Raw genomic sequence first — 19,734 nt, 5'->3', positions numbered from 1 at the left:
CGGGACCATTTTTATGCACATCTAATCAAGGGGTTAGATGTGTCAATTTAAGGATTTGTTAACATTTAGCGGCGGCGCAGGTAGATGTAATACGCGCCGGAGCCGCCGTGTTTCAGATGCGCTTCTGACACTTGCAGCACAGCGGGGCCGAGTGGCGGCAGGCGCAGCCATTGCGGCACCTGATGGCGCAGCGCGCCCATGCGGGTGGGGATTGGGCCGGTGTCGTGGCCGCGTTTGCCCTTGCCGGTGATGACCAACACCAGCCGCAATCCGGCACTTTGGGCGTTGAGGATAAAACGGATCAGCTCGGGATGCGCTTCGGACAGAGTGAGGCCGTGCAGGTCGATGCGGGCCTCGGGTGCGAGTTTGCCGCGCGTCATCTTACCGTGGGTTTTGGCGTCCATTTGCAGTGGCGCTGCTGCAAGGCTTTCGGCCAAGGTCGGCAGAATGTCGTGACCAGTTTTGATACGGGACTTTTCGCCAAGGCGGAACGCGGGCAAGCGCGGCGTTGCTAGGGTTCCGGCGGGTTGCGGCGGCGTGGGTTTAGGCTCGGAGGGTTTGAGGAAGATCGGCGGCGCTTTGTGCATCGGCTTGGCGGTGCGGGCGACGGCTTGCCAGATCTCCTGTTCTTCCGGGTGGAGGGTGCGGCGGCGCATGGTTAGCCTTCCGGCAGCATGGCATAAGCGCGGTCGATGGGCAGCAGCAGGATCATGCGGCCACCGTCCTTGATGGTGCCAGCGGCATCCCCCGCGCCGTCGCCGGTGCCGAAGAAGATGTCAGCGCGCTGCGGGCCCTTGATCGCGCCGCCAGTGTCTTGTGCCACCATCAGGCTGCGGATCGGGTTGTCGCCGGTCTTCTCGATCCAGACCGGGACGCCAAGCGGCGTGAAGGCAGGGTCGATGGCGACGGAACGCATCGGGGTGATGCTGCGGCCCATCGCACCAATCGGGCCTTTGTCGGCGGGCAGGTCGGCGATCTTTCGGAAGAAGATGTAAGACGGGTTGACCGATAGCAGGGCGTTGCCTGCGGTGGGGTTGGCACGCACATATTGTTTGATGTCTTGCGCCGAAACCTGATCGGGTGTGCGCATGCCGCGCGCGATCATTTCCTTGCCCACAGAGCGATAAGCGTGGCCATTGCGGCCTGCGTAGCCGACGCGGATAACATGGCCGTTGGTCATCTTGATGCGGCCAGAGCCTTGGATTTGCAGAAAAAACACCTCTACCGGGTCTTCCAGCCAAGCAATTTCAAGACCGCGCCCGCGCAAAGCCCCGCCTTCAATGGTCGCGCGGTCGTAATAGACCTGGCCGTCTTGTAACTCGGGCGGGCGGGCGTAGATCGGATAGGCGAAGCGTGGGGTGCGGCTGTAGGAGCCGTTCAGTTCGGGCTCGAAATAGCCGGTGAACAGAGCGGGGGGATTGCCGATCTGCACGGGTTTGAACAGCAGTTCAAAGAAGGCCTTGGCCGAGGCATCAGAGGCCCCGGCACTGGCGGCCAGTTTGCAGATCGGTTGCCAATCGGGCGCGTCGAGTTTGTCGCAGGTTTCCAGAAAGGCGGTGAGGGCCGCAAGGTGGTTATCCTCGGACCAGCCATCCAGCGATTCAAAATCCAGCATCTGCGCCAGGGCGGGCGTTGCGGTCATGCCGACCACCATAAGCAAGGCGCAGAGGGCCGCACGCATCGGCCTTAGTCGCTGGTGCCGACGAGTTGCCAGTTCGGGTCTTGCACGCCCATGCGGCGGGCGAAGGTCCAGGTATCGCGCTGGCGTTTGACCTCGCTTGCCGAGCCTTCGATTATCTCGCCTGCCTTGTTGCGGACGAGCGAGGTCAGCTCGCCAGTATAGCGCAGGGTGATTTCGGCAGTGCGCGTGGTGGCGTCGTATTCGGCATCGGACAGCGTCATTTCGCGCAGACCAAGGAAGTTGGCCTCGACCGTTTGACCGTCGCGGTCACGGGCGTTGATAGCCTTAGTGAAGGAAGCCTCGACTTCGTCAGCCAGAAAGGGGCGGACGGGGTCGATATCGCCGCGTTCGAACGCCATCAGGATCATCTCATACGCGCCGCGCGCGCCGTGCAGGAATTCCCCGACCGAGAAGCCCGGCTCGGCCTGTTTCATCGCGGCAAGGGCGTTGGCGGCGGGGCTGCCAGCGGGGACGTGGTCGGTGATGTCGAGATCCGTGCCGTCTTCGGCGACCGGCTGCACCAGTTTCGGCTGCGGGCGCGGGGCGTCGGCAGGCAGCGGCGGCTTTTCGAACCCTTCGCGCGTGCCAAGGACAGCGCGCAGTTTCAGGATCAGGAACACGGCGATTCCGGCCAGCACGAGCAGTTGGATCAGGGAGGAATTCATCAGGCGCCTCAAAATCGGGCCCGGTGGGTTGGTTATCCGGGCGTTGACGCCTTATGTAGGGGTTGGGGGCGGCCAAGTCTATGGTTTGGGCGCGTGAATGCACGGAGGCGACCGAGATGTGGGTTTTTGCGCTGCTTTTGGCGTGGCCATTGCTGGAAATCGGGCTGTTTGTGGTTGTCGGCGGCTGGTTGGGGCTGTGGACGACGCTGGCTTGGGTGGTGATCAGCGCGATGTTGGGGATCGGATTGATCCGCTGGCAGGGTATGGGGGCGTTGCGCGAGGTGCGTGGCCGCGCGCGGCTGGAGGCGTTGCAGCCGATGGCGCATGGGGCGCTGATCATGTTGAGTGGGATGTTGCTGATCCTGCCGGGGTTTTTCACCGATTTTCTCGGCTTGCTGCTGTTGCTGCCGTTTGTGCGGTCGGCGCTGATCACGGTGCTGGCGGCGCGTGTGCAGGTGCGCGGTTTTTCCGCCCGCGGGGCACAACCGGATTGGGTCGATGCGGAGTACGAAGAGGTGGTGCCCGAGCGCGACAAGATTGGTGGGGTGACACGGCCCTCGAAGTGGCGCGAGGATTGAGGCCTGCGGCCTGACCTGCTAGGGGTATGCAGGATTTTTCAGGGAGTTGGGCTTATGGCCGAGGAAAATGGCGGCGCGCCGCAGATCAAGATGTCGGTTCTGGCACAGTTTGTGCGGGACATGTCGTTTGAAAACATGGTGGCACAGAAGGGGCTTTCGGCCACGGAAGTGCAGCCCGATATTCAGGTGCAGGTCAGTCTGGATGCGCGCAAGCGGGCGCAGGATCACCAGTTTGACATCGTGACCAAGTTCAAGGTGACGTCGAAGAACAAGGTGAATGACGACACGCTGTTCTTGCTGGAGGTCGATTACGGCGGGATTTTCCATGTGGAGGGCGTGCCGGAGGAGCAGTTGCATCCGTTCCTGATGATCGAATGTCCGCGGCTGATGTTCCCGTTCGTGCGGCGGATCATCTCGGATGTGACGCGGGACGGTGGCTTCCCGCCGCTGAACATCGACACGGTGGATTTTCTGGCGCTGTATCGGCAGGAAATTGCGCGGCGGGCGCAGACAGCGAACTGAGATTTTCGTGCGGTTTGAAAGGCCGACCTTGCGGGGTCGGCCTTTTGCATTTCAGACGTTGTAATAGTCTCGATACCAGCGCACGAAATTGGTCATGCCTTGGCGGACATTGGTTTGCGGTCGGTAATTGGTCAGGTTTTTCAATAGATTGGCATCGGCCCAAGTGGCCACGACATCACCTGTCTGCATCGGCATGTAGTTGCGGATGGCTTGCAGGCCGGTGGCGTCTTCGATAGCTTCGATAAAATCCAGCAGCTTCACCTTGTCGGAATTGCCGATGTTGACGACGCGGTAGGGGGCGGCGGGCGAGAGGCTGTCGCCGGGGATTTCAGCCTCGCGCGCGTCGGGGGCGGGGGGGACTGCGTCGATCAGCAGGCGGATGCCGCGCACGAGGTCTTCGACATAGGTGAAGTCGCGCCACATATCTCCGTTGTTGTAGATGTCGATCGGGGTGCCTTCGAGGATGCCTTTGGTGAACTTATAGGGGGCCATGTCGGGGCGGCCCCATGGGCCGTAGACGGTGAAGAAGCGGAACATCGTGATCGGCAGGCCGTAGATATGCGCGTAGGAATGGGCCATCGCCTCATTCGCCTTTTTGGTGGCGGCGTAGAAGGTGAGTTGGGTTTCGGTTTTGTGCGTCTCAAGAAACGGCATTTCGGTGTTGGCGCCGTAAACCGAGGAAGTGGAGGCCATCAGCAGGTGTTCGACCTTCAACTCACGCGCGAGATCGAGCACGTTGAAGCCGCCGACAAGGTTGGCATCGAGATAAGCGCGTGGGTTTTCAAGGCTGTAGCGGACGCCAGCCTGGCCTGCGAGGTGGATGATCACTTCCGGGTTGGCCCTGCGCATGGCGGATTCGAGGCTGGCTTGATCTTCGAGCAGGGCTTCGGTGTTGGTGAAGTTGGGGTTTTGCAGCAGAATGGACAGTCTGCGCTGTTTCAGCGTGACATCGTAGTAGTCGGTCATGCCATCATAGCCCGCGACGCGGAAGCCTTCGGCCAGAAGCAGTTTGCAGAGGTGGAAGCCAATGAAGCCTGCGGAGCCGGTGACGAAGATGGTTTTCATGGGGGCCTATGGTGTTGTTGCGCCTGTGCGCAGGATAATTTTGGCGGTGTCAGAGCCGCTTTTTCCAGATGGCGTGATCGCCAAGTTTATCGATGAAGCTGGCGTGGGCGGCGGATTCGGCTTCGGTCAGGCGGGATGGTAGTGGGTTGGGGCGCGGGCGGGGCCGCCAGTCTGAGGCAACTTTTGTGACAGTGGTGGTGGTTTGTTGCACCGCGCTGAGGCCGAAATCGGGCTGACGACCGCCGACGAGTTCAAGGTAAACCTCGGCCAGCAGTTCGGAGTCAAGCAGCGCGCCATGTTTTTCGCGGCCGGAGTTATCGACACCGAATCGGCGGCACAAAGCATCGAGCGTTGCTGGCGAGCCGGGGAATTTGCGGCGCGCCATCATCAGCGTATCGGTTGCGCGCGTCATCGGCAGGGCGGGGAGGTTGACCCAAGACAGTTCGGCATTGAGAAATTTCATGTCGAAGCTGGCGTTGTGGATGATCAGTTGCGCATCGCCGATGAAGGTGAGGAAATCTTGCGCGATAGCTTTGAACACGGGTTTGTCGCGCAAGAAATCATCGCCGAGGCCGTGAACGTCGAAGGCCTCTTTCGGCATCGTGCGTTCGGGGTTGATGTATTGGTGGTAGGTGTTGCCGGTTGGCAGATGGTTGAACAGTTCGACCGCGCCGATTTCGACGATGCGGTCACCCTCTGAGGGCTCAAAGCCTGTGGTTTCGGTGTCGAGAACGATCTCACGCATGGCGGGCTCGGATATGGGCGATCAGGGATTTCACATAGGCTTCGGTTGCGAAAAGGTCCAGCGTTTCAACGATATGGGTGGCGAGTTGGCGCTTTTCGGCATCGGGCATCTGGCGGGCGAGAATGGTTTGGAAATGGGTTTCTGTCATTCCGGGGCGGCTGAGGACGCGGGCACGTTGTAGATCGGGCGGAGCGGTGACGAGCAGGGTGGCGTCGAAGTCGTGTTGGCTGGACTTTTCGAACAGCAGTGGGATGTCGAGAATGGCGATGTCTGCTGTGGTCTCGGCAAGGAAGCGGGCGCGGTCTGTGGCGACAAGCGGGTGGGTGATGGATTCGAGTTTTGGCAGCAGGGTTGGATCGGTTTGGATGGCCTTGCGCAATGTTTCACGTGAAACACTCCCCCCGACCGTTGCCTCTGGGCAGATTTCCGAGATTGGCGCGACGGCGCTGCCGCCCTGTTGGTAGAGGCGATGCACGGCGGTGTCTGCATCCCAGACCGGCAGGCCAGCGGCGGTAAACATCGCGGCGGTTGTGGATTTGCCCATGCCGATGGAGCCGGTGAGGCCGAGGCGGAAGGTCATGCCGACAGCACGGCGTTGCGGGTGGCGTCGTCAACCTCTGGTCGATGGTCGAACCAGCGTTCAAAGCCGGGGGCGGCCTGATGCAAGAGCATGCCGAGGCCATCGACAATGTTGCATCCTTTCGCTTCGGCTTCGAGAAGAAATTGCGTTTTCAAAGGGTTATAGACGAGATCGGTCACGAGGGCGGTTTTTTCGAGTCCATCGAGCGGCACCCGGAAATCCGCTTTGCCGGACATACCCAGTGAGGTGGTGTTGATGACGGTGGCAGCGCCTTCCAGCATGTTTGGCGCCTGCACCCAATCGTAGATGTGCAGCTTTGCGCCAAAGTCGGCACGCAGGGCTTGCGCGCGGGGCTGGGTGCGGTTGGCGATGCGGATTTCGGGAACGCCGACTTCGATCAGGGCAGCAACCACGGCACGGGCCGCACCACCGGCACCGAATACGGCAGCGGGGCCAGCCGCAGGATTCCAGTGCGGTGCATTCTGGCGCAGATTGGCGATGAAGCCCGCGCCGTCGGTGTTATCGGCGTGGATGCGGCCATCCTTTCGGAAAATCAGCGTATTGGCCGCGCCGATCAGGGCAGCGCGATCCGTCACCACATCGGCGATTTGCAGGATCGCCTCTTTATGCGGAATGGTGACATTGAGGCCAACGAAGCCAAGTTTCGGAAGCATTTCAAGTGCTTGCCGCAGATCCTGCGGGGCGACGTCCATCGGGATGTAATGGCCTTTGATGCCGTAGCGTTTCAACCAGTAACCATGCAGGGCAGGCGAGCGGCTGTGCGCGATCGGATGGCCGATGACACCTGCAAGCGGAATGCGCGGAAGTTCTGTCATGTTGCGATGAAACCTCTCGTGCCCAGGTAGCCAATCAACGGAAGCAGTGGCAGGCCAAGGATGGTGAAATAGTCGCCATTGATCTGGGAAAACAGACGAACGCCCTCTTCCTCCAGCTTATATACGCCGACGCAGTGCTGCAATGCGGGCCAGTTTCGACTGATGTAATCGTCGAGATAGGCGTAAGAAACGGAGCGCATCGTCAGGCTGGCCTCTGAGATGTGCCGCCAGATTGGTTTGCCTTCGTCATAGAGGACAAGCGCGGAAATCAACTGATGGGTTTGGCCGCGAAAGGTGCCGAGTTGTGCACGCGCCTCTGTCGGTGTTTCGGGTTTGCCGTAGACCTTGCCTTGGAAAGCAAGAATCTGGTCGCAACCCAAGACCAGAGCGGTGGTATGCTTGTCGGCCAGTTTGCGGGCTTTCATCTCGGCAAGCGCGTCGGCAATTTCACGCGGTTTGGCGGCTTCGGCCTGTAGCGCCAAACGTATGCTGTCTTCGTCTATCCGCGCAGGCTGAGCCGTAGCCTCAATCCCCGCGTTGCGCAGCAGTTGCAGGCGGATCGTGGAGGCTGAGGCCAAAAGCAGGGGGCGCGGCATGGGGGCGGCCTTGTGGATAAACAGTGTTTGTTCCGGCAAGTGAAATTGGGGGCAAGCCGGATTTCTTGCGGAAAAGGCGGGATGGGGAGGCTTTTGTCAAGCGTTGCGGCAAGGCTTAGTGTGGTTTTCCACATGGGGATGAGCGGTGATCCGCGATGTGCGCAGGCAGGATATGCAGATCTTGTGGAGCGTTTCGGCGCGGGTAGTTGAATTTCAATATCTTGATTTCATGTCATTAATCTTCTTTATGCTAAGATGCCAGATTGTTGTCCACAGCGCGCGCCTTGGGGATATCTGTCTGGAGAAGGCTGGCAATTCTGTTATCCACGGCCCCTATAACATCATCTTTCTTTCTAGAATCTATTCTTTAAGAAGAAGCAAAGAAGCGAGGTGTCTCTGTGAGCGATTTTCTGGTGGCCTATTATCCTTGGATTAAGGCGCTGCATGTGATCTCGGTGATCGCCTGGATGGCGGGGCTGTTCTATCTGCCTCGGCTGTTTGTATATCATGTTGAACAGGTGCAAGCAGGCTCGCCTACGGATGAGATGTTTCAGGTGATGGAGCGGCGTTTGCTCAAGGCGATCATCAATCCTGCGTCGATTGCGACTTGGGTGTTTGGTCTGGCGTTGGCGTTTACTCCAGGCATCGTGGACTGGACTGCGGTCTGGCCTTGGACGAAGGCTGCATGTGTGGTGGCGATGACGTTGTTTCATCATTGGTTGGGGCGGCGGCGGAAGGATTTTGCGGCGGGGCAGAACATTCTTTCTGGTCGGCAGTATCGGATGATGAATGAGGTGCCGACGCTGCTTATGATGATTATCGTGGTCTCGGTGATCGTGAAGTTCTGAGGCTGTGTATTCTGAAAACCTTGACTCGCGCGCAGGCTAGCCTTAGGTGGGCGGTAGCGCGGCCATTCGGCCATACCGCTTTCCATTGACATTGCTGCTGCTGGCCCGAGATCGAGGCTGCGCGCCCTAAGGTGAATTCCACATGACCGTTGAGCATTTGAATCTTGCTGATCTGAAAGCCAAGACCCCGGCTGAATTGCTGGCGATGGCGGAGGAATGGGAGATTGAAAACGCCCCGAGTATGCGAAAGGGCGAGATGATGTTCTCGATCCTGAAAGAACATGCTGAGGAAGGCTGGGAAATAGGCGGCGATGGCGTGTTGGAAGTGTTGCAGGATGGCTTTGGTTTTCTACGCTCGCCTTCGGCCAACTATCTGCCCGGACCGGATGATATCTATGTCTCGCCGGATATTCTGCGGCAGTTCAGCTTGCGCACCGGCGATACGATCGAAGGTGTGATCCAAGCGCCGCGGGAAAATGAGAAATATTTCTGCATGACCAAGGTGACGCGGATCAACTTTGATGATCCTGAAAAGGCGCGTCACAAGGTGCATTTCGACAACCTGACGCCGCTCTATCCCGATGAGCGCTTGAAGATGGAGGTCGAGGATCCGACGATCAAGGACCGTTCGGCACGGATTATTGATCTGGTTTGCCCGATTGGTAAGGGCCAGCGGGCATTGATCGTGGCACCGCCGCGCACGGGTAAGACCGTGTTGTTGCAGAACATTGCCAATTCCATCGCGGCCAATCACCCGGAATGTTATTTAATCGTACTGCTGATCGACGAGCGGCCCGAGGAAGTTACCGATATGCAGCGCTCCGTGAAGGGGGAGGTTGTATCCTCGACCTTTGACGAGCCTGCGACGCGGCATGTGGCTGTGGCCGAAATGGTGATCGAAAAGGCCAAGCGGTTGGTTGAGCATAAGCGCGATGTGGTGATCTTGCTGGACAGCATCACCCGTCTGGGCCGGGCGTTCAACACGGTGGTGCCGTCTTCGGGCAAGGTGTTGACGGGGGGTGTCGATGCCAACGCTTTGCAGCGGCCGAAGCGGTTCTTTGGCGCGGCGCGCAACATTGAAGAAGGCGGGTCGCTGACCATCATCGCGACGGCGCTGATTGATACCGGCAGCCGGATGGATGAGGTGATCTTTGAAGAATTCAAGGGCACCGGCAACTCGGAAATCGTGCTGGATCGCAAGGTTGCCGACAAGCGCGTGTTCCCGGCGATTGATATTCTGAAATCGGGCACCCGGAAGGAAGATCTGCTGGTTGAGAAGACCGATCTGCAAAAGACCTATGTGTTGCGGCGGATTCTGAACCCAATGGGCACGACCGATGCGATCGAGTTCCTGATCTCAAAACTGAAGCAGACCAAGAGCAATGCCGAGTTCTTCGAATCAATGAACGCTTAATCTGCCCCGCAAGTCAGAGGTTTGGCCATGGATACGATTTTCGCCCTTGCTTCGGCACGGGGTAAAGCAGGCGTTGCTGTGGTGCGGATCTCTGGTCCGATGGCGCATGAGGCGGTCGCGGAATTTTGTGCGTTGCCACAGCTGCGGCAGGCGGCATTGCGGCGCTTGATTTGGCAAGGCGAGATGCTGGACGAAGCCTTGGTGCTTTTGTTCGCCGCGGGCGCCAGTTTTACCGGAGAGGCCAGCGCAGAACTGCAGCTTCATGGCAGCACGGCGGTTGTGGCGCGGGTGTTGCATGCGTTGAGCTCGGTTGAGGGCTTGCGGTTGGCCGAGGCTGGGGAGTTCACCCGGCGTGCGCTGGAGAATGGCAAGCTTGACCTGGCACAGATTGAGGGGTTGGCAGATCTGATTGACGCCGAGACCGAGGCGCAGCGCAAGCAAGCGTTGCGGGTGTTGTCGGGGGTGCTGGGGCAGCGTGTTGAGGCCTGGCGGGTTGACCTGGTGCGAGCGGCAGCTTTGATTGAAGCGACGATTGATTTTGCCGATGAAGATGTGCCGATTGATGTTGCGCCCGAGGTTCAGGCGTTGATTACCGGATTGCTTGCGCAGTTGCGGGCCGAATTGGACGGAGCGCGTGCGGCAGAGCGGATCAGGGACGGCTTTGAAGTGGCCATTGTTGGGGCACCGAATGCCGGGAAATCCACGTTGTTGAACGCTCTGGCCGGGCGGGATGCGGCGATTACTTCGGAGATTGCCGGAACGACCCGGGATGTGATCGAGGTGCGTATGGATATCGCGGGTCTGTCGGTGACATTGCTGGATACTGCCGGTTTGCGGGATTCGGATGATGCTGTTGAGCAGATTGGGGTTGCGCGGGGGCTGGAGCGGGCAAAGCTGGCTGATTTGAGGATCTTTCTGCAAGCTTCGCCGGATGAGGTTTTGATCTTGCAGCCACTAGAGGATGATCTTGTGGTGTTGGGTAAGGCCGACATCAGAAATGACGATGTTTTGGCGGTTTCGGGCAAGACTGGGGTGGGTGTTGACTGGTTGATTGGCGAGATTGCGCGCCGTTTGTCTGATCGGGCGGCATCAGCGGGCTTGCTGATCAGAGAGCGGCAGCGTATCGCGATGCAGTCGGCGGTTGCGGGTTTGGAATCGGCAAGGGCGCGCATAGTGCAGGCGCAGAGTTTGCCAGAGTTGATCGCGGCGGATTTGCGCGTTTCGATGCGATCTTTGGAAGCTATGATGGGAAGAATCGATGTTGAAAGGCTGCTGGATGAGATATTCTCCAGCTTTTGCATCGGAAAATGAGGTTGTTTCACGTGAAACATTTTGATGTGATTGTGATTGGCGGGGGCCATGCCGGTGCCGAGGCGGCGGCCGCTTCGGCGCGTATGGGCGCGCGGACTGCGCTGATTTCACTGCGCCGGGATGGGATTGGCGTGATGTCGTGCAATCCGGCCATTGGTGGTTTGGGCAAAGGCCATCTTGTACGCGAGATTGATGCCATGGATGGTATCATGGGTTTGGCGGCCGATCAGGCTGCGATTCAGTATCGGCTGCTTAATCGGCGCAAAGGACCGGCTGTGCAGGGACCGCGCGCGCAGGCTGATCGCAAACTTTACCGAGCGGCTATTCTGGATATTCTGAAAGCCGAGGAAAATCTGACGATCGTTGAGGGCGAAGTCGTCGCCTTGAAGCAGCATGAAGGCCAAGTGACAGGCGTCACTCTGGCTGATTCGAGTGATATTGTGGCGAATGCCGTCGTTTTGACGGTCGGCACATTTTTAAATGGCGTTATGCATGTCGGTGGCCAGCGGCAGCCAGGGGGGCGTGTTGGCGATCGACCGTCAGTTTTGTTGGCCGAGCAATTGGCAGATTTGGGATTGGCGCGTGGACGTTTGAAGACCGGGACACCACCTCGGCTGGATGGCACAACCATCAACTGGTCTGTGTTGGAGACGCAGCCTGGTGACGACGAGCCGGTGGTATTTTCGTTCTTGAATCGGCATCCGCAGGTCAGGCAGATTGCCTGCGGCATCACCCATACAAACGAGAAGACGCATGAGATTGTCCGAAGCAATCTGGACAGATCCGCGATGTATGGCGGCCATATCGAGGGCATCGGGCCACGCTATTGCCCCTCGATTGAAGACAAGATTGTCCGCTTTGCCGATAAGTCATCGCATCAGGTGTTTCTGGAGCCTGAGGGGCTTGATGATGATACGGTCTATCCCAATGGCATTTCCACATCGCTACCCCTTGAAGTTCAGGAAGCCTACGTGCGTTCAATCGTTGGGCTGGAGAATGTGCGGATCCTACAGGCTGGCTATGCCATTGAGTATGACTACTTTGACCCTAGGGCGCTTGACCTGTCGTTGCAGCTCAAAGCGATGCCGGGATTGTTCCTGGCCGGCCAAATCAATGGTACGACTGGTTACGAAGAGGCTGCAGCGCAAGGCATGCTTGCTGGTTTGAATGCCGCAGCGCTTGCGCTGGGCAAGGAACGGGTGGTTTTCAGCCGTGCTGATAGCTATATTGGTGTGATGATTGATGATTTGACGACGCGCGGCGTTACCGAGCCTTATCGAATGTTCACGTCACGCGCTGAATACCGATTGACGTTGCGTGCGGACAACGCGGATCAACGACTGACACCGATGGCGATGAAACTGGGCTGTGTGCGAGAAGGTCGGAGGATCGCTTTTCTACAGAAGCGTGAAAAACTGATCAAAGCGACAGAGATGCTGCAGAATCAATCATTTTCGCCGTCTGAGCTTCGGAAGGTTGGCATTGTGCTCAGCCAAGACGGTGCGAAGCGCACAGCGCAGGCTCTTATGGCGTTGCCTGAAGTCACACCTGAAAAAATCATCGAACTGGTGCCAGACTTTGCCACTTTTGCTCCAGAGATTCAGCAGCAAACGGCAACGGATTGTCTCTACGCTCAGTACATCGACCGCCAGCAGCAAGAGATCGCAAGCGTAAAGCGCGAGGAGGCTGCTGAAATTCCAAGCGATTTCTTGTATGCTGGTCTGCCGGGGCTGTCGACAGAATTGGGCGCAAAGCTGTCGCGAATTCGACCTGCAAATCTGGCGCAAGCGGCGCGGATCGAAGGCATGACCCCGGCAGCGCTCACCTTGATTTTGGCCCACCTTCGCAAAGCGCGACGTGTGGTGGCGGGCCAATGAATCGAGAGGCTGTTGAAGTTCCAGGCTGGCTAAATGTTTCACGTGAAACACTCGCGCAGCTTTTTGATTTTTGTGACTTAGTTGAGAAATGGAATCCGGTCATAAATTTGGTGTCGAGGGCTGGAATAGCTGATCTTTGGCAGAGGCATGTTATTGATTCTGCGCAGCTTTTTTTCAAATCTCCCGAAGGGGGCGCTGCTTGGTGTGATCTGGGAAGTGGTGGGGGTTTTCCAGGAATTGTTCTCGCAATACTCGCGAAAGAGCTTCGCCCAGATGTGACCTTTACATTGGTTGAATCCGACAGCCGCAAAGCTGTGTTCCTAGCAGAATCTGCTCGTGTTTTGAGTTTGCCAGTTGTGGTCCTTTCACATCGTATCGAAAATCTTGCGCCGCAAAATGCAGATGTTTTGACGGCTAGAGCACTGGCGCCCTTGTCACTACTGTGCGGCTTTGCGCATCGGCATTTGAAACCGAGCGGTATTGCGATTTTTCCAAAAGGTGCGGCTGCGACGCACGAAATCGATGACGCGCGCAAGACATGGTCCTTTAAGTGCGAGTCGTCACAGAGCAGGACCGACGCTGATGCAGCCGTATTGACGATAAGGGACATCCACCGTGCATGATCTTGTCGGTGCGGACGGACCGCGCATTTTGTCGATCTCAAACCAGAAGGGTGGTGTTGGAAAGACAACAACTGCCATTAACCTTGCCGCAGCGTTGGTCGAACTGGGCGCGCGGGTATTGTTGGTCGATCTTGACCCGCAAGGCAACGCGTCCACTGGTCTGGGGTTCGCACCGGGTGAACGCGAGAAGACTACGTATGATTTGCTGCTTGATGAAGCGCCGCTCGTGGAAGTTGTGGTCAGTACAGAGTTTTCTGGCCTGTTGTTATGCCCTTCAAGCGCTGATCTTTCTTCTGCCGACATCCAGCTGGTTTCAAACGAAAAACGCAGCTTTCTCCTCCATGACGCTCTGCGAGAGCCGCGCGTGAACCACCTGGATCTTGACTTTATCCTGATTGATTGCCCGCCATCGCTTAGTTTGCTGACAATCAATGCGATGGTGGCCAGCCACGCCGTTCTAGTGCCGCTTCAGGCAGAATTCTTTGCGTTGGAAGGCTTGTCACAGTTGATGTTGACGATACGCGAGGTGCGTCGAAGCGCAAATCCGGGGCTGCGCATCGAAGGCGTCGTCTTAACGATGATGGACGGCCGCAACAGATTGTCACAGCATGTCGAACAGGATGCGCGCGCGACTTTGGGCGATCTGGTGTTCAAAACCATGATTCCCCGCAATGTGCGTCTCAGCGAGGCGCCCTCCTATGCGCAACCGGTATTGAGTTATGACAGCGCATCGAAAGGCGCTGAGGCTTATCGTGCCCTTGGAACCGAGATTTTGCAGCGGCATCCGCTGCGCACGCGCTTTAAGCAGGAGATCGTCTGATGGAAAAGAAATTTGACCGCCGCGGTTTGGGTCGCGGCTTGTCCGCGTTGATGGCAGACGTCAATCTTGATGTTCCGGCTGCAGCAGAGGTCCGGCGCGGTGATCTTATGCTTCCTGTTGAAAAGATAGTGCCGAACCCCGATCAGCCCCGGCGAGACTTTCAGCCGGATGCCTTAAAGGACCTTGCTGATTCTCTGCGACAGAAAGGTGTGATCCAGCCCCTGATTGTCCGCAGAAAACCTGATCAGGATGTGTACGAAATTGTCGCTGGCGAGCGGCGCTGGCGGGCAGCGCAGATCGCGCAACTGCATGAATTGCCAGTGATTGTACGAGAGTTCAGCGACTCTGAAGTGCTTGAGATCGCTATCATTGAAAACATTCAACGCGCTGAGTTGAATTCAATCGAAGAGGCATTGGCCTATCGGCAGCTGATGGATCGATTCGGCCATACTCAAGAAAAGATCGCTGAAGCCCTGTCGCGCAGTCGCAGCCACATCGCTAACTTGCTGCGGTTATTGTCCCTGCCAGATGACGTTCAGCAGATGGTCAAGTCGGGCACTTTGTCTGCAGGGCATGCACGTGCTTTGATCACCAGTGGGAATGCAACGCAGCTTGCCTTGCAGGTGGTTGGCCGCGGCCTTTCCGTGCGGGATACCGAGGAATTGGTGCGGAAATCCGCCGTCGATCCGGCAAAGCGCCGGGCGCTGCGCCGGCGCGAAGAGAAAGATGCTGATACGCGTGCTTTGGAATCTGATCTTTCTGCCAATCTCCATATGTCGGTGCAGATTGATCACCTGCCGGGCGGGGAGGGCGGCAAGCTGACGATCAACTATCGCTCTCTCGATCAGCTTGATTTGCTGTGCCGTGTGCTGTCGGTGATTCCGCGAGATGCGGAATTCTGAACGCTTCTCTGCCTAGGCGGTAGCCAGTTCGCGCAGAACTGCGTTTAAAACCATGCGGCCGGCAGCGGTGGTGCGAAGATGTGTGTTTGACTGCGTGAGCATGCCCATGTCTGTCAGGGACCTGATCTTTTCACCGTTGAGTTCGACGCCAGAAATTTCAGAGTAGCGGCCAAGATCAAGCCCCTCTGTAAGGCGCAATGACATCAAAAGATATTCAAGACCGCGCTCTTCGGCATTCAGTGCGCTGCGTAGCAGCTCTGGCGCCGTACCGGCCTTGACCATTTCAAGCCACAGAGCCGGAGATTTCGGCGCTTCTGTCGCCCATCTCGCGCCATTCAATGACATACGGCCATGTGCGCCCGGACCTATTCCAACATAGTCCCCGCCCCGCCAATAGATCAGATTGTGCCGCGATTCCGCCCCAACCCTCGCATGATTTGACACTTCATATGCGGGCAGACCTGCGGTGTCGCAAAGCTCTTGCGTTAGCTCAAACATTTCGGCCGATAGATCCTCGGTCGGCAATCCGCGTAGTCCACCCTTGGCGAAGCGATCTGCAAAGGCCGTGCCGTCCTCGATGGTTAGTTGGTAAAGCGACAGGTGGTCAATTGCAAGATCCAAGGCTTTACCAAGCTCGCTGCGCCAATCCTCCAAGGATTGATCTTGTCGCGCATAGATCAAATCAAAGCTCACGCGATCAAAACAACTGCGCGCGACGTCAAACGCTTTCCGGGCATCTTCTGCGCTGTGTTTGCGTCCAAGCTTGCGCAGATCCTCGTCGTTCATGGCCTGTATGCCCATCGATACCCGCGTCACGCCGGCCTGTTGAAAGCCGCGAAAACGTCCGACCTCGACCGATCCTGGGTTGGCCTCCAGCGTAATTTCAGGGTCGTTGGACATCGGCCAGGTGGCGCGAATGCGTTCGATTACAGCTGCGACCAGCTCAGGCTCCATCAGCGAAGGGGTCCCGCCACCGAAATAAACCGAGTTCAGAATCCGTCCGGGCGTCTGCGCGCCCATCCGGTCAATTTCCGACAGATAAGCGCTTTGCCACTGCTTCTGGTCGATCTTGGCCGCAACGTGGCTGTTAAAATCGCAATAGGGGCATTTAGACTCGCAATAGGGCCAGTGCAGATACAGGCCAAAGCCGCCATGTTGCCAGTCTTCCATCACTAGCCCTTGAACGCGGTGACTTCGATTTCAACCTTCATCTCAGGCCGGATCAGTCCAGCAATCACCATCGTCGCCGCCGGCCTGATCTTCCCCAGTGCTTCCCCTAGTGCTGGCACCAAGGCCTCCACCATATCCGCGGAAACGACTGTGTACTGCACTCGGACAATATCCGACATTTCAAAACCAGCCTCGGCCAAAACCGCAGCAATGGTCGCAAAGCAATTCCTCGCCTGTTCGGCAATGCCATCCGGCATCTGCATCGTTGCATAGTCATAGCCGGTTACGCCGGAGACAAAGCACCAGCCCCCCTTCACGATCGCGCGGCTATATCCCATTGTCGCTTCAAACGGCGACCCGGTGGAGATTTGTTTCACGTGAAACATCCTTCTACAAGCTTGCGAAACGCATCAGCCCGGTGACTGATCTGATTTTTCTGCCAACGATCCATTTCACCAAAGGTCTGATCGCTGCCCAAGGGTTGAAATATTGGGTCGTAGCCGTGGCCCTGATCGCCCCGCATCGGCCAGACTATCTGCCCAGCCATCACACCCTCGAACACCTCGTCATGACCATCCGGCCAAGCCATCACCAAGGTGCAGCGAAATTGGGCCAGACGTGGCTGCGGGGCAGATACAGCTTCCAACTTGTCCCATGTTTTCGTCATCGCCATGACAAAATCGCGTCCCTGCGGTGTTTCCGCCCAATCCGCAGTATAAACCCCCGGCGCCCCACCCAAAGCGTCAACCGTAATCCCGGAATCATCTGAAAGCGCGGGCAATCCCGTAGCCTGCGCCGCCGCATGGGCCTTGATGCGGGCGTTGCCGACGAAAGAGTCGTCGGTCTCGGCAGGCTCCGGCAAGCCCAGATCACCGGCTGAAATCACCGAAATACCAAACGGCTCCAACAGCTTGGCAATCTCCTCCAGCTTGCCACGATTATGCGTTGCCACCAATAACCGCTCACCTGAAAATTTGCGCATCACGCGATCCCCAGCGCCGCCTTCTGTGCTGCAACCAGCCCTGCAACACCCGTCTCAGCCAGGTCCAACAACTCGCCCATTTCCGCGCGCGAGAATGTCGCCCCCTCCGCCGACATTTGCACTTCGATCATGCGACCGCGTCCAGTCATGATGAAATTGCCATCTGTCCCCGCCGATGAATCCTCAGGATAATCCAGATCCAGCACCGGCTGCCCCGCATAAATCCCGCAAGACACCGCAGCCACATGATCCATCATCGGATCACTGACGATAACACCAGCCTTCAACAGCTTGTTCATTGCTAAGCGCAGCGCCACCCAGCCGCCAGTGATCGAAGCGCATCGCGTGCCGCCATCGGCCTGTATCACATCACAGTCAATCACGATCTGCCGTTCACCCAATGCCGAGCGATCAACCCCCGCCCGCAATGCCCGCCCGATAAGACGTTGAATTTCTTGCGTTCTGCCAGATTGTTTGCCAGCAGCTGCCTCGCGCCGCACCCGCGAATTGGTCGCGCGCGGCAACATGCCATATTCTGCCGTCACCCAGCCCAATCCGGTGTTCTTCAGAAATGGCGGCGCTTTATCCTCAATCGTGGCCGAGCAAAGAACATGCGTCTCGCCCATCTTGATCAGACAAGAGCCTTCCGCGTGCTTCATCACGCCGATTTCCATCGAAACCGGGCGCATTTCGTTCAATTTCCGACCAGAGGGGCGCATCGCATCATCCTTTTCGCTTTGCTCCAGATAGTCCCGCGTACACTCCTGATGCAACCCTCATTGACGTTCGCGCCAGAGCCTCCTTAATGAAAGGATATAGCCCTTGGACACTTCCCCGAACCGGCCTATCTGAGAACCACATCATGACCGACGGCAGCAAGATCCTGACAGAGATGAATGACCGCTCGCGCGAGGTGTTTCGCCGCGTCGTCGAAGGCTATCTGGCGTCAGGCGACCCGGTGGGGTCCCGTACCCTGACCCGCAGCATGTCCGAGCGGCTGTCTGCCGCGACCATCCGCAACGTCATGCAGGATCTCGAATTCCTCGGCCTACTCGACAGCCCGCATATCTCCGCCGGCCGCATCCCCACCCAACTCGGCCTGCGCATGTTCGTCGATGGCCTGCTCGAAGTCGGCACCGTCGCTGCCGAAGACCGCCACCTGATCGACACCGCCTCTACCAGCAACGAACCCGACATCACCAGCCTGCTTGACCATATCGGCGGCACCCTGTCCGGCATCACCAAAGGCGCATCCGTGGTGCTGGCCCCCAAAGCCGAAGCGCCGATCCGGCATATCGAATTCGTCAGCCTAGCCGCCGAACGTGCGCTGGTGGTGCTCGTCTTTGCCAATGGCCATGTCGAAAACCGAATTTTCACCCCACCACCCGGCCAGACCCCCTCCTCGATGCGCGAGGCTGCCAATTTTCTGAACGCATTGGCCGAGGGCAAAACCCTGTCCGAACTGCGCCGCAGCATCGCGCAGGATATCGCCAAGCGTCGGCAGGAAATTGATTCGCTGGCCCGCGCACTAGTCGAAAGCGGCATCGCCCTATGGGACAACTCCGATGAACATGCCGAACGCCTGATCGTGCGCGGGCGCTCCAATCTGATCGAAACCGCCGCCGAATCCCAGGACATTGACCGCATCCGCGTGCTGTTCGATGATCTGGAACGCAAGCGCGATATCGCCGATTTCCTCGAACTGGCCGAAACTGGCGCCGGAGTGCGCATTTTTATTGGCTCCGAGAACAAACTCTTCTCACTTTCGGGTTCCTCTCTGGTGGTCTCTCCCTATATGAACGCTGATCGAAAGATCATTGGCGCAGTGGGCGTGATCGGACCAACCCGGCTGAACTATGGCCGCATCGTTCCGATTGTCGATTACACCGCACAATTGGTCGGCAGGCTTTTGTCCGAACGCGGTTCGGGCTAGAGCAGCCAAAGCGGAACGGCCCATGGCCGCATGGAATGTAAGGATAGACGATGGCGCAGGAAAACACCGCCCCCGAGGCTGAAGATATCGAAGGCCTCGAAGATTTCATCGCAACCGAAGAACTCGACGCCCTGCGCGCCGAGCGTGATGACATGCGCGACCGCTTCATGCGGGCGCTGGCCGATGCCGAAAATGCCCGCAAGCGCGGTGAACGCGATCGCCGCGAGGCCGAGCAATATGGCGGCTCGAAACTCGCCCGCGACATGCTGCCTGTCTATGATAACCTCAAACGCGCACTGGATGCGGCCAACGACCACACCCGCGCGCAGGCCGGGGCTTTGATCGAAGGTCTGGAACTGACGCTGCGCGAGCTGACCAATGTGCTGAAAAAGCACGGCGTTGATGAAATCAACCCCGCAGTTGGCGAGGTGTTCGACCCGCAACTGCATCAGGCTATGTTCGAAGCGCCGCTGCCCGGCACCAAAGCCGGCCAGATCATTCAGGTGATGGGCGTCGGCTTCATGCTGCACGACCGCCTGTTGCGTCCGGCGCAGGTTGGCGTGTCGTCGAACACCCAAGGCTGATT

The 19,734-nt window shown here is 58.1% G+C and carries 23 protein-coding genes; 11 read left to right on the top strand and 12 right to left on the bottom strand.

Going from position 1 to position 19,734, the window contains the following annotated elements; genetic code table 11:
* Window positions 1–65 precede the first annotated feature (65 nt).
* From ACFOGH_RS14585 to ACFOGH_RS14575, 3 genes are read right to left on the bottom strand one after another with little or no spacing between them, the layout of a single operon-like run.
* Window positions 66–656: a Smr/MutS family protein gene (locus tag ACFOGH_RS14585; protein ID WP_380073808.1), complete on the bottom strand. Its 591-nt coding sequence runs from the start codon at window positions 654–656 to the stop codon at window positions 66–68.
* A gap of 2 nt (window positions 657–658) precedes the next feature.
* Entirely contained in the window at window positions 659–1,642 is a 984-nt protein-coding gene (mltA, locus tag ACFOGH_RS14580) for a murein transglycosylase A (protein ID WP_380073807.1), read from the bottom strand.
* Between the two features lie 44 nt (window positions 1,643–1,686).
* Entirely contained in the window at window positions 1,687–2,346 is a 660-nt protein-coding gene (locus ACFOGH_RS14575; protein ID WP_380073805.1) for a Tim44/TimA family putative adaptor protein, read from the bottom strand.
* 116 nt (window positions 2,347–2,462) lie between these two features.
* On the opposite strand from ACFOGH_RS14575, the gene ACFOGH_RS14570 reads away from it, so the two are divergent.
* Together ACFOGH_RS14570 and secB are read left to right on the top strand one after the other, a co-directional pair.
* Complete coding sequence (locus ACFOGH_RS14570; RefSeq protein WP_380073804.1) at window positions 2,463–2,924, top strand: FxsA family protein; 462 nt, start codon at window positions 2,463–2,465, stop codon at window positions 2,922–2,924.
* Window positions 2,925–2,978: 54 nt separating this feature from the next.
* Window positions 2,979–3,446, top strand: a complete 468-nt coding sequence (secB, locus tag ACFOGH_RS14565; protein WP_380073803.1) for a protein-export chaperone SecB — start codon at window positions 2,979–2,981, stop codon at window positions 3,444–3,446.
* Between the two features lie 51 nt (window positions 3,447–3,497).
* Here secB and ACFOGH_RS14560 read toward each other — a convergent pair whose 3' ends face one another.
* The 5 genes from ACFOGH_RS14560 to ACFOGH_RS14540 are packed head-to-tail and all read right to left on the bottom strand — an operon-like array spanning window position 3,498 to window position 7,268.
* Entirely contained in the window at window positions 3,498–4,511 is a 1,014-nt protein-coding gene (locus ACFOGH_RS14560; protein WP_380073802.1) for an NAD-dependent epimerase/dehydratase family protein, read from the bottom strand.
* A gap of 49 nt (window positions 4,512–4,560) precedes the next feature.
* Window positions 4,561–5,256 carry a DNA polymerase III subunit epsilon gene (gene dnaQ / locus ACFOGH_RS14555; RefSeq protein WP_380073801.1) on the bottom strand — a complete coding sequence of 232 codons (696 nt, stop codon included), beginning with the start codon at window positions 5,254–5,256 and terminating at the stop codon, window positions 4,561–4,563.
* Window positions 5,249–5,836, bottom strand: a complete 588-nt coding sequence (coaE, locus tag ACFOGH_RS14550; RefSeq protein ID WP_380073800.1) for a dephospho-CoA kinase — start codon at window positions 5,834–5,836, stop codon at window positions 5,249–5,251. The genes dnaQ and coaE overlap by 8 nt, the downstream gene beginning before the upstream one ends.
* A complete protein-coding gene (locus ACFOGH_RS14545; protein ID WP_380073799.1) occupies window positions 5,833–6,672 on the bottom strand; it encodes a shikimate dehydrogenase in 840 nt (279 codons plus the stop codon). The genes coaE and ACFOGH_RS14545 overlap by 4 nt, the downstream gene beginning before the upstream one ends.
* Entirely contained in the window at window positions 6,669–7,268 is a 600-nt protein-coding gene (locus ACFOGH_RS14540) for a Maf family protein (protein WP_380073798.1), read from the bottom strand. Before ACFOGH_RS14540 ends, ACFOGH_RS14545 begins: the two co-directional genes overlap by 4 nt.
* A 398-nt stretch (window positions 7,269–7,666) precedes the next feature.
* Here ACFOGH_RS14540 and hemJ point away from each other — a divergent pair, with 398 nt between their 5' ends.
* From hemJ to ACFOGH_RS14505, 7 genes are all read left to right on the top strand, one after another.
* Entirely contained in the window at window positions 7,667–8,116 is a 450-nt protein-coding gene (gene hemJ, locus ACFOGH_RS14535; RefSeq protein WP_380073797.1) for a protoporphyrinogen oxidase HemJ, read from the top strand.
* Window positions 8,117–8,258: 142 nt separating this feature from the next.
* Window positions 8,259–9,530 carry a transcription termination factor Rho gene (gene rho / locus ACFOGH_RS14530; RefSeq protein ID WP_380073796.1) on the top strand — a complete coding sequence of 424 codons (1,272 nt, stop codon included), beginning with the start codon at window positions 8,259–8,261 and terminating at the stop codon, window positions 9,528–9,530.
* 27 nt (window positions 9,531–9,557) lie between these two features.
* Complete coding sequence (mnmE, locus tag ACFOGH_RS14525) at window positions 9,558–10,841, top strand: tRNA uridine-5-carboxymethylaminomethyl(34) synthesis GTPase MnmE (protein WP_380073795.1); 1,284 nt, start codon at window positions 9,558–9,560, stop codon at window positions 10,839–10,841.
* A gap of 11 nt (window positions 10,842–10,852) precedes the next feature.
* Window positions 10,853–12,718, top strand: a complete 1,866-nt coding sequence (mnmG, locus tag ACFOGH_RS14520; RefSeq protein WP_380073794.1) for a tRNA uridine-5-carboxymethylaminomethyl(34) synthesis enzyme MnmG — start codon at window positions 10,853–10,855, stop codon at window positions 12,716–12,718.
* Window positions 12,715–13,341, top strand: coding sequence for a 16S rRNA (guanine(527)-N(7))-methyltransferase RsmG (rsmG, locus tag ACFOGH_RS14515; RefSeq protein WP_380073793.1), 627 nt, complete (start codon window positions 12,715–12,717; stop codon window positions 13,339–13,341). Before mnmG ends, rsmG begins: the two co-directional genes overlap by 4 nt.
* The gene (locus tag ACFOGH_RS14510; RefSeq protein WP_380073792.1) at window positions 13,334–14,161 is read left to right on the top strand and encodes a ParA family protein; all 828 of its coding nucleotides are present in this window, start codon (window positions 13,334–13,336) and stop codon (window positions 14,159–14,161) included. The genes rsmG and ACFOGH_RS14510 overlap by 8 nt, the downstream gene beginning before the upstream one ends.
* Window positions 14,161–15,063, top strand: coding sequence for a ParB/RepB/Spo0J family partition protein (locus ACFOGH_RS14505; protein WP_380073791.1), 903 nt, complete (start codon window positions 14,161–14,163; stop codon window positions 15,061–15,063). The genes ACFOGH_RS14510 and ACFOGH_RS14505 overlap by 1 nt, the downstream gene beginning before the upstream one ends.
* A gap of 12 nt (window positions 15,064–15,075) precedes the next feature.
* Here ACFOGH_RS14505 and hemW read toward each other — a convergent pair whose 3' ends face one another.
* Genes hemW through rph form a run of 4 tightly spaced genes read right to left on the bottom strand, consistent with a single transcriptional unit; the run spans window position 15,076 to window position 17,934 of the window.
* Window positions 15,076–16,233 carry a radical SAM family heme chaperone HemW gene (gene hemW, locus ACFOGH_RS14500; protein ID WP_380073790.1) on the bottom strand — a complete coding sequence of 386 codons (1,158 nt, stop codon included), beginning with the start codon at window positions 16,231–16,233 and terminating at the stop codon, window positions 15,076–15,078.
* A gap of 2 nt (window positions 16,234–16,235) precedes the next feature.
* Window positions 16,236–16,610 (bottom strand): RidA family protein, encoded by a 375-nt coding sequence (locus tag ACFOGH_RS14495; RefSeq protein ID WP_380073789.1) that lies wholly within the window; start codon window positions 16,608–16,610, stop codon window positions 16,236–16,238.
* Entirely contained in the window at window positions 16,607–17,215 is a 609-nt protein-coding gene (gene rdgB / locus ACFOGH_RS14490; protein WP_380073788.1) for an RdgB/HAM1 family non-canonical purine NTP pyrophosphatase, read from the bottom strand. Before rdgB ends, ACFOGH_RS14495 begins: the two co-directional genes overlap by 4 nt.
* Entirely contained in the window at window positions 17,215–17,934 is a 720-nt protein-coding gene (gene rph / locus ACFOGH_RS14485) for a ribonuclease PH (protein ID WP_380073787.1), read from the bottom strand. The genes rdgB and rph overlap by 1 nt, the downstream gene beginning before the upstream one ends.
* 143 nt (window positions 17,935–18,077) lie before the next feature.
* Here rph and hrcA point away from each other — a divergent pair, with 143 nt between their 5' ends.
* Together hrcA and ACFOGH_RS14475 are read left to right on the top strand one after the other, a co-directional pair.
* On the top strand, window positions 18,078–19,148 hold the full coding sequence (gene hrcA, locus ACFOGH_RS14480) for a heat-inducible transcriptional repressor HrcA (protein ID WP_380073786.1): 1,071 nt from the start codon (window positions 18,078–18,080) through the stop codon (window positions 19,146–19,148).
* A 50-nt stretch (window positions 19,149–19,198) separates the two neighbouring features.
* On the top strand, window positions 19,199–19,732 hold the full coding sequence (locus ACFOGH_RS14475; RefSeq protein ID WP_380073785.1) for a nucleotide exchange factor GrpE: 534 nt from the start codon (window positions 19,199–19,201) through the stop codon (window positions 19,730–19,732).
* Window positions 19,733–19,734 lie beyond the last annotated feature (2 nt).

Origin of the sequence: Cypionkella sinensis, assembly GCF_042646385.1 — a bacterium.
GTDB classification, from domain to species: Bacteria; Pseudomonadota; Alphaproteobacteria; order Rhodobacterales; family Rhodobacteraceae; genus Cypionkella; species Cypionkella sinensis.
The sequence above is the reverse complement of the archived record's forward strand: the minus strand, read 5'-3'. Positions and strand labels throughout refer to the sequence as shown.

What these genes read in the sequence shown, in the direction of transcription:
- rph (WP_380073787.1), bottom strand. Translation starts at nt 17,934, where the DNA reads ATGCGCCCCTCTGGTCGGAAATTGAACGAAATGCGCCCGGTTTCGATG.
- ACFOGH_RS14570 (WP_380073804.1), top strand. Translation starts at nt 2,463, where the DNA reads ATGTGGGTTTTTGCGCTGCTTTTGGCGTGGCCATTGCTGGAAATCGGG.
- secB (WP_380073803.1), top strand. Translation starts at nt 2,979, where the DNA reads ATGGCCGAGGAAAATGGCGGCGCGCCGCAGATCAAGATGTCGGTTCTG.
- mltA (WP_380073807.1), bottom strand. Translation starts at nt 1,642, where the DNA reads ATGACCGCAACGCCCGCCCTGGCGCAGATGCTGGATTTTGAATCGCTG.
- ACFOGH_RS14505 (WP_380073791.1), top strand. Translation starts at nt 14,161, where the DNA reads ATGGAAAAGAAATTTGACCGCCGCGGTTTGGGTCGCGGCTTGTCCGCG.
- ACFOGH_RS14560 (WP_380073802.1), bottom strand. Translation starts at nt 4,511, where the DNA reads ATGAAAACCATCTTCGTCACCGGCTCCGCAGGCTTCATTGGCTTCCAC.
- rdgB (WP_380073788.1), bottom strand. Translation starts at nt 17,215, where the DNA reads ATGCGCAAATTTTCAGGTGAGCGGTTATTGGTGGCAACGCATAATCGT.
- ACFOGH_RS14540 (WP_380073798.1), bottom strand. Translation starts at nt 7,268, where the DNA reads ATGCCGCGCCCCCTGCTTTTGGCCTCAGCCTCCACGATCCGCCTGCAA.
- mnmE (WP_380073795.1), top strand. Translation starts at nt 9,558, where the DNA reads ATGGATACGATTTTCGCCCTTGCTTCGGCACGGGGTAAAGCAGGCGTT.
- ACFOGH_RS14545 (WP_380073799.1), bottom strand. Translation starts at nt 6,672, where the DNA reads ATGACAGAACTTCCGCGCATTCCGCTTGCAGGTGTCATCGGCCATCCG.
- dnaQ (WP_380073801.1), bottom strand. Translation starts at nt 5,256, where the DNA reads ATGCGTGAGATCGTTCTCGACACCGAAACCACAGGCTTTGAGCCCTCA.
- ACFOGH_RS14575 (WP_380073805.1), bottom strand. Translation starts at nt 2,346, where the DNA reads ATGAATTCCTCCCTGATCCAACTGCTCGTGCTGGCCGGAATCGCCGTG.
- hemW (WP_380073790.1), bottom strand. Translation starts at nt 16,233, where the DNA reads ATGGAAGACTGGCAACATGGCGGCTTTGGCCTGTATCTGCACTGGCCC.
- ACFOGH_RS14475 (WP_380073785.1), top strand. Translation starts at nt 19,199, where the DNA reads ATGGCGCAGGAAAACACCGCCCCCGAGGCTGAAGATATCGAAGGCCTC.
- ACFOGH_RS14585 (WP_380073808.1), bottom strand. Translation starts at nt 656, where the DNA reads ATGCGCCGCCGCACCCTCCACCCGGAAGAACAGGAGATCTGGCAAGCC.
- hrcA (WP_380073786.1), top strand. Translation starts at nt 18,078, where the DNA reads ATGACCGACGGCAGCAAGATCCTGACAGAGATGAATGACCGCTCGCGC.
- rsmG (WP_380073793.1), top strand. Translation starts at nt 12,715, where the DNA reads ATGAATCGAGAGGCTGTTGAAGTTCCAGGCTGGCTAAATGTTTCACGT.
- rho (WP_380073796.1), top strand. Translation starts at nt 8,259, where the DNA reads ATGACCGTTGAGCATTTGAATCTTGCTGATCTGAAAGCCAAGACCCCG.
- coaE (WP_380073800.1), bottom strand. Translation starts at nt 5,836, where the DNA reads ATGACCTTCCGCCTCGGCCTCACCGGCTCCATCGGCATGGGCAAATCC.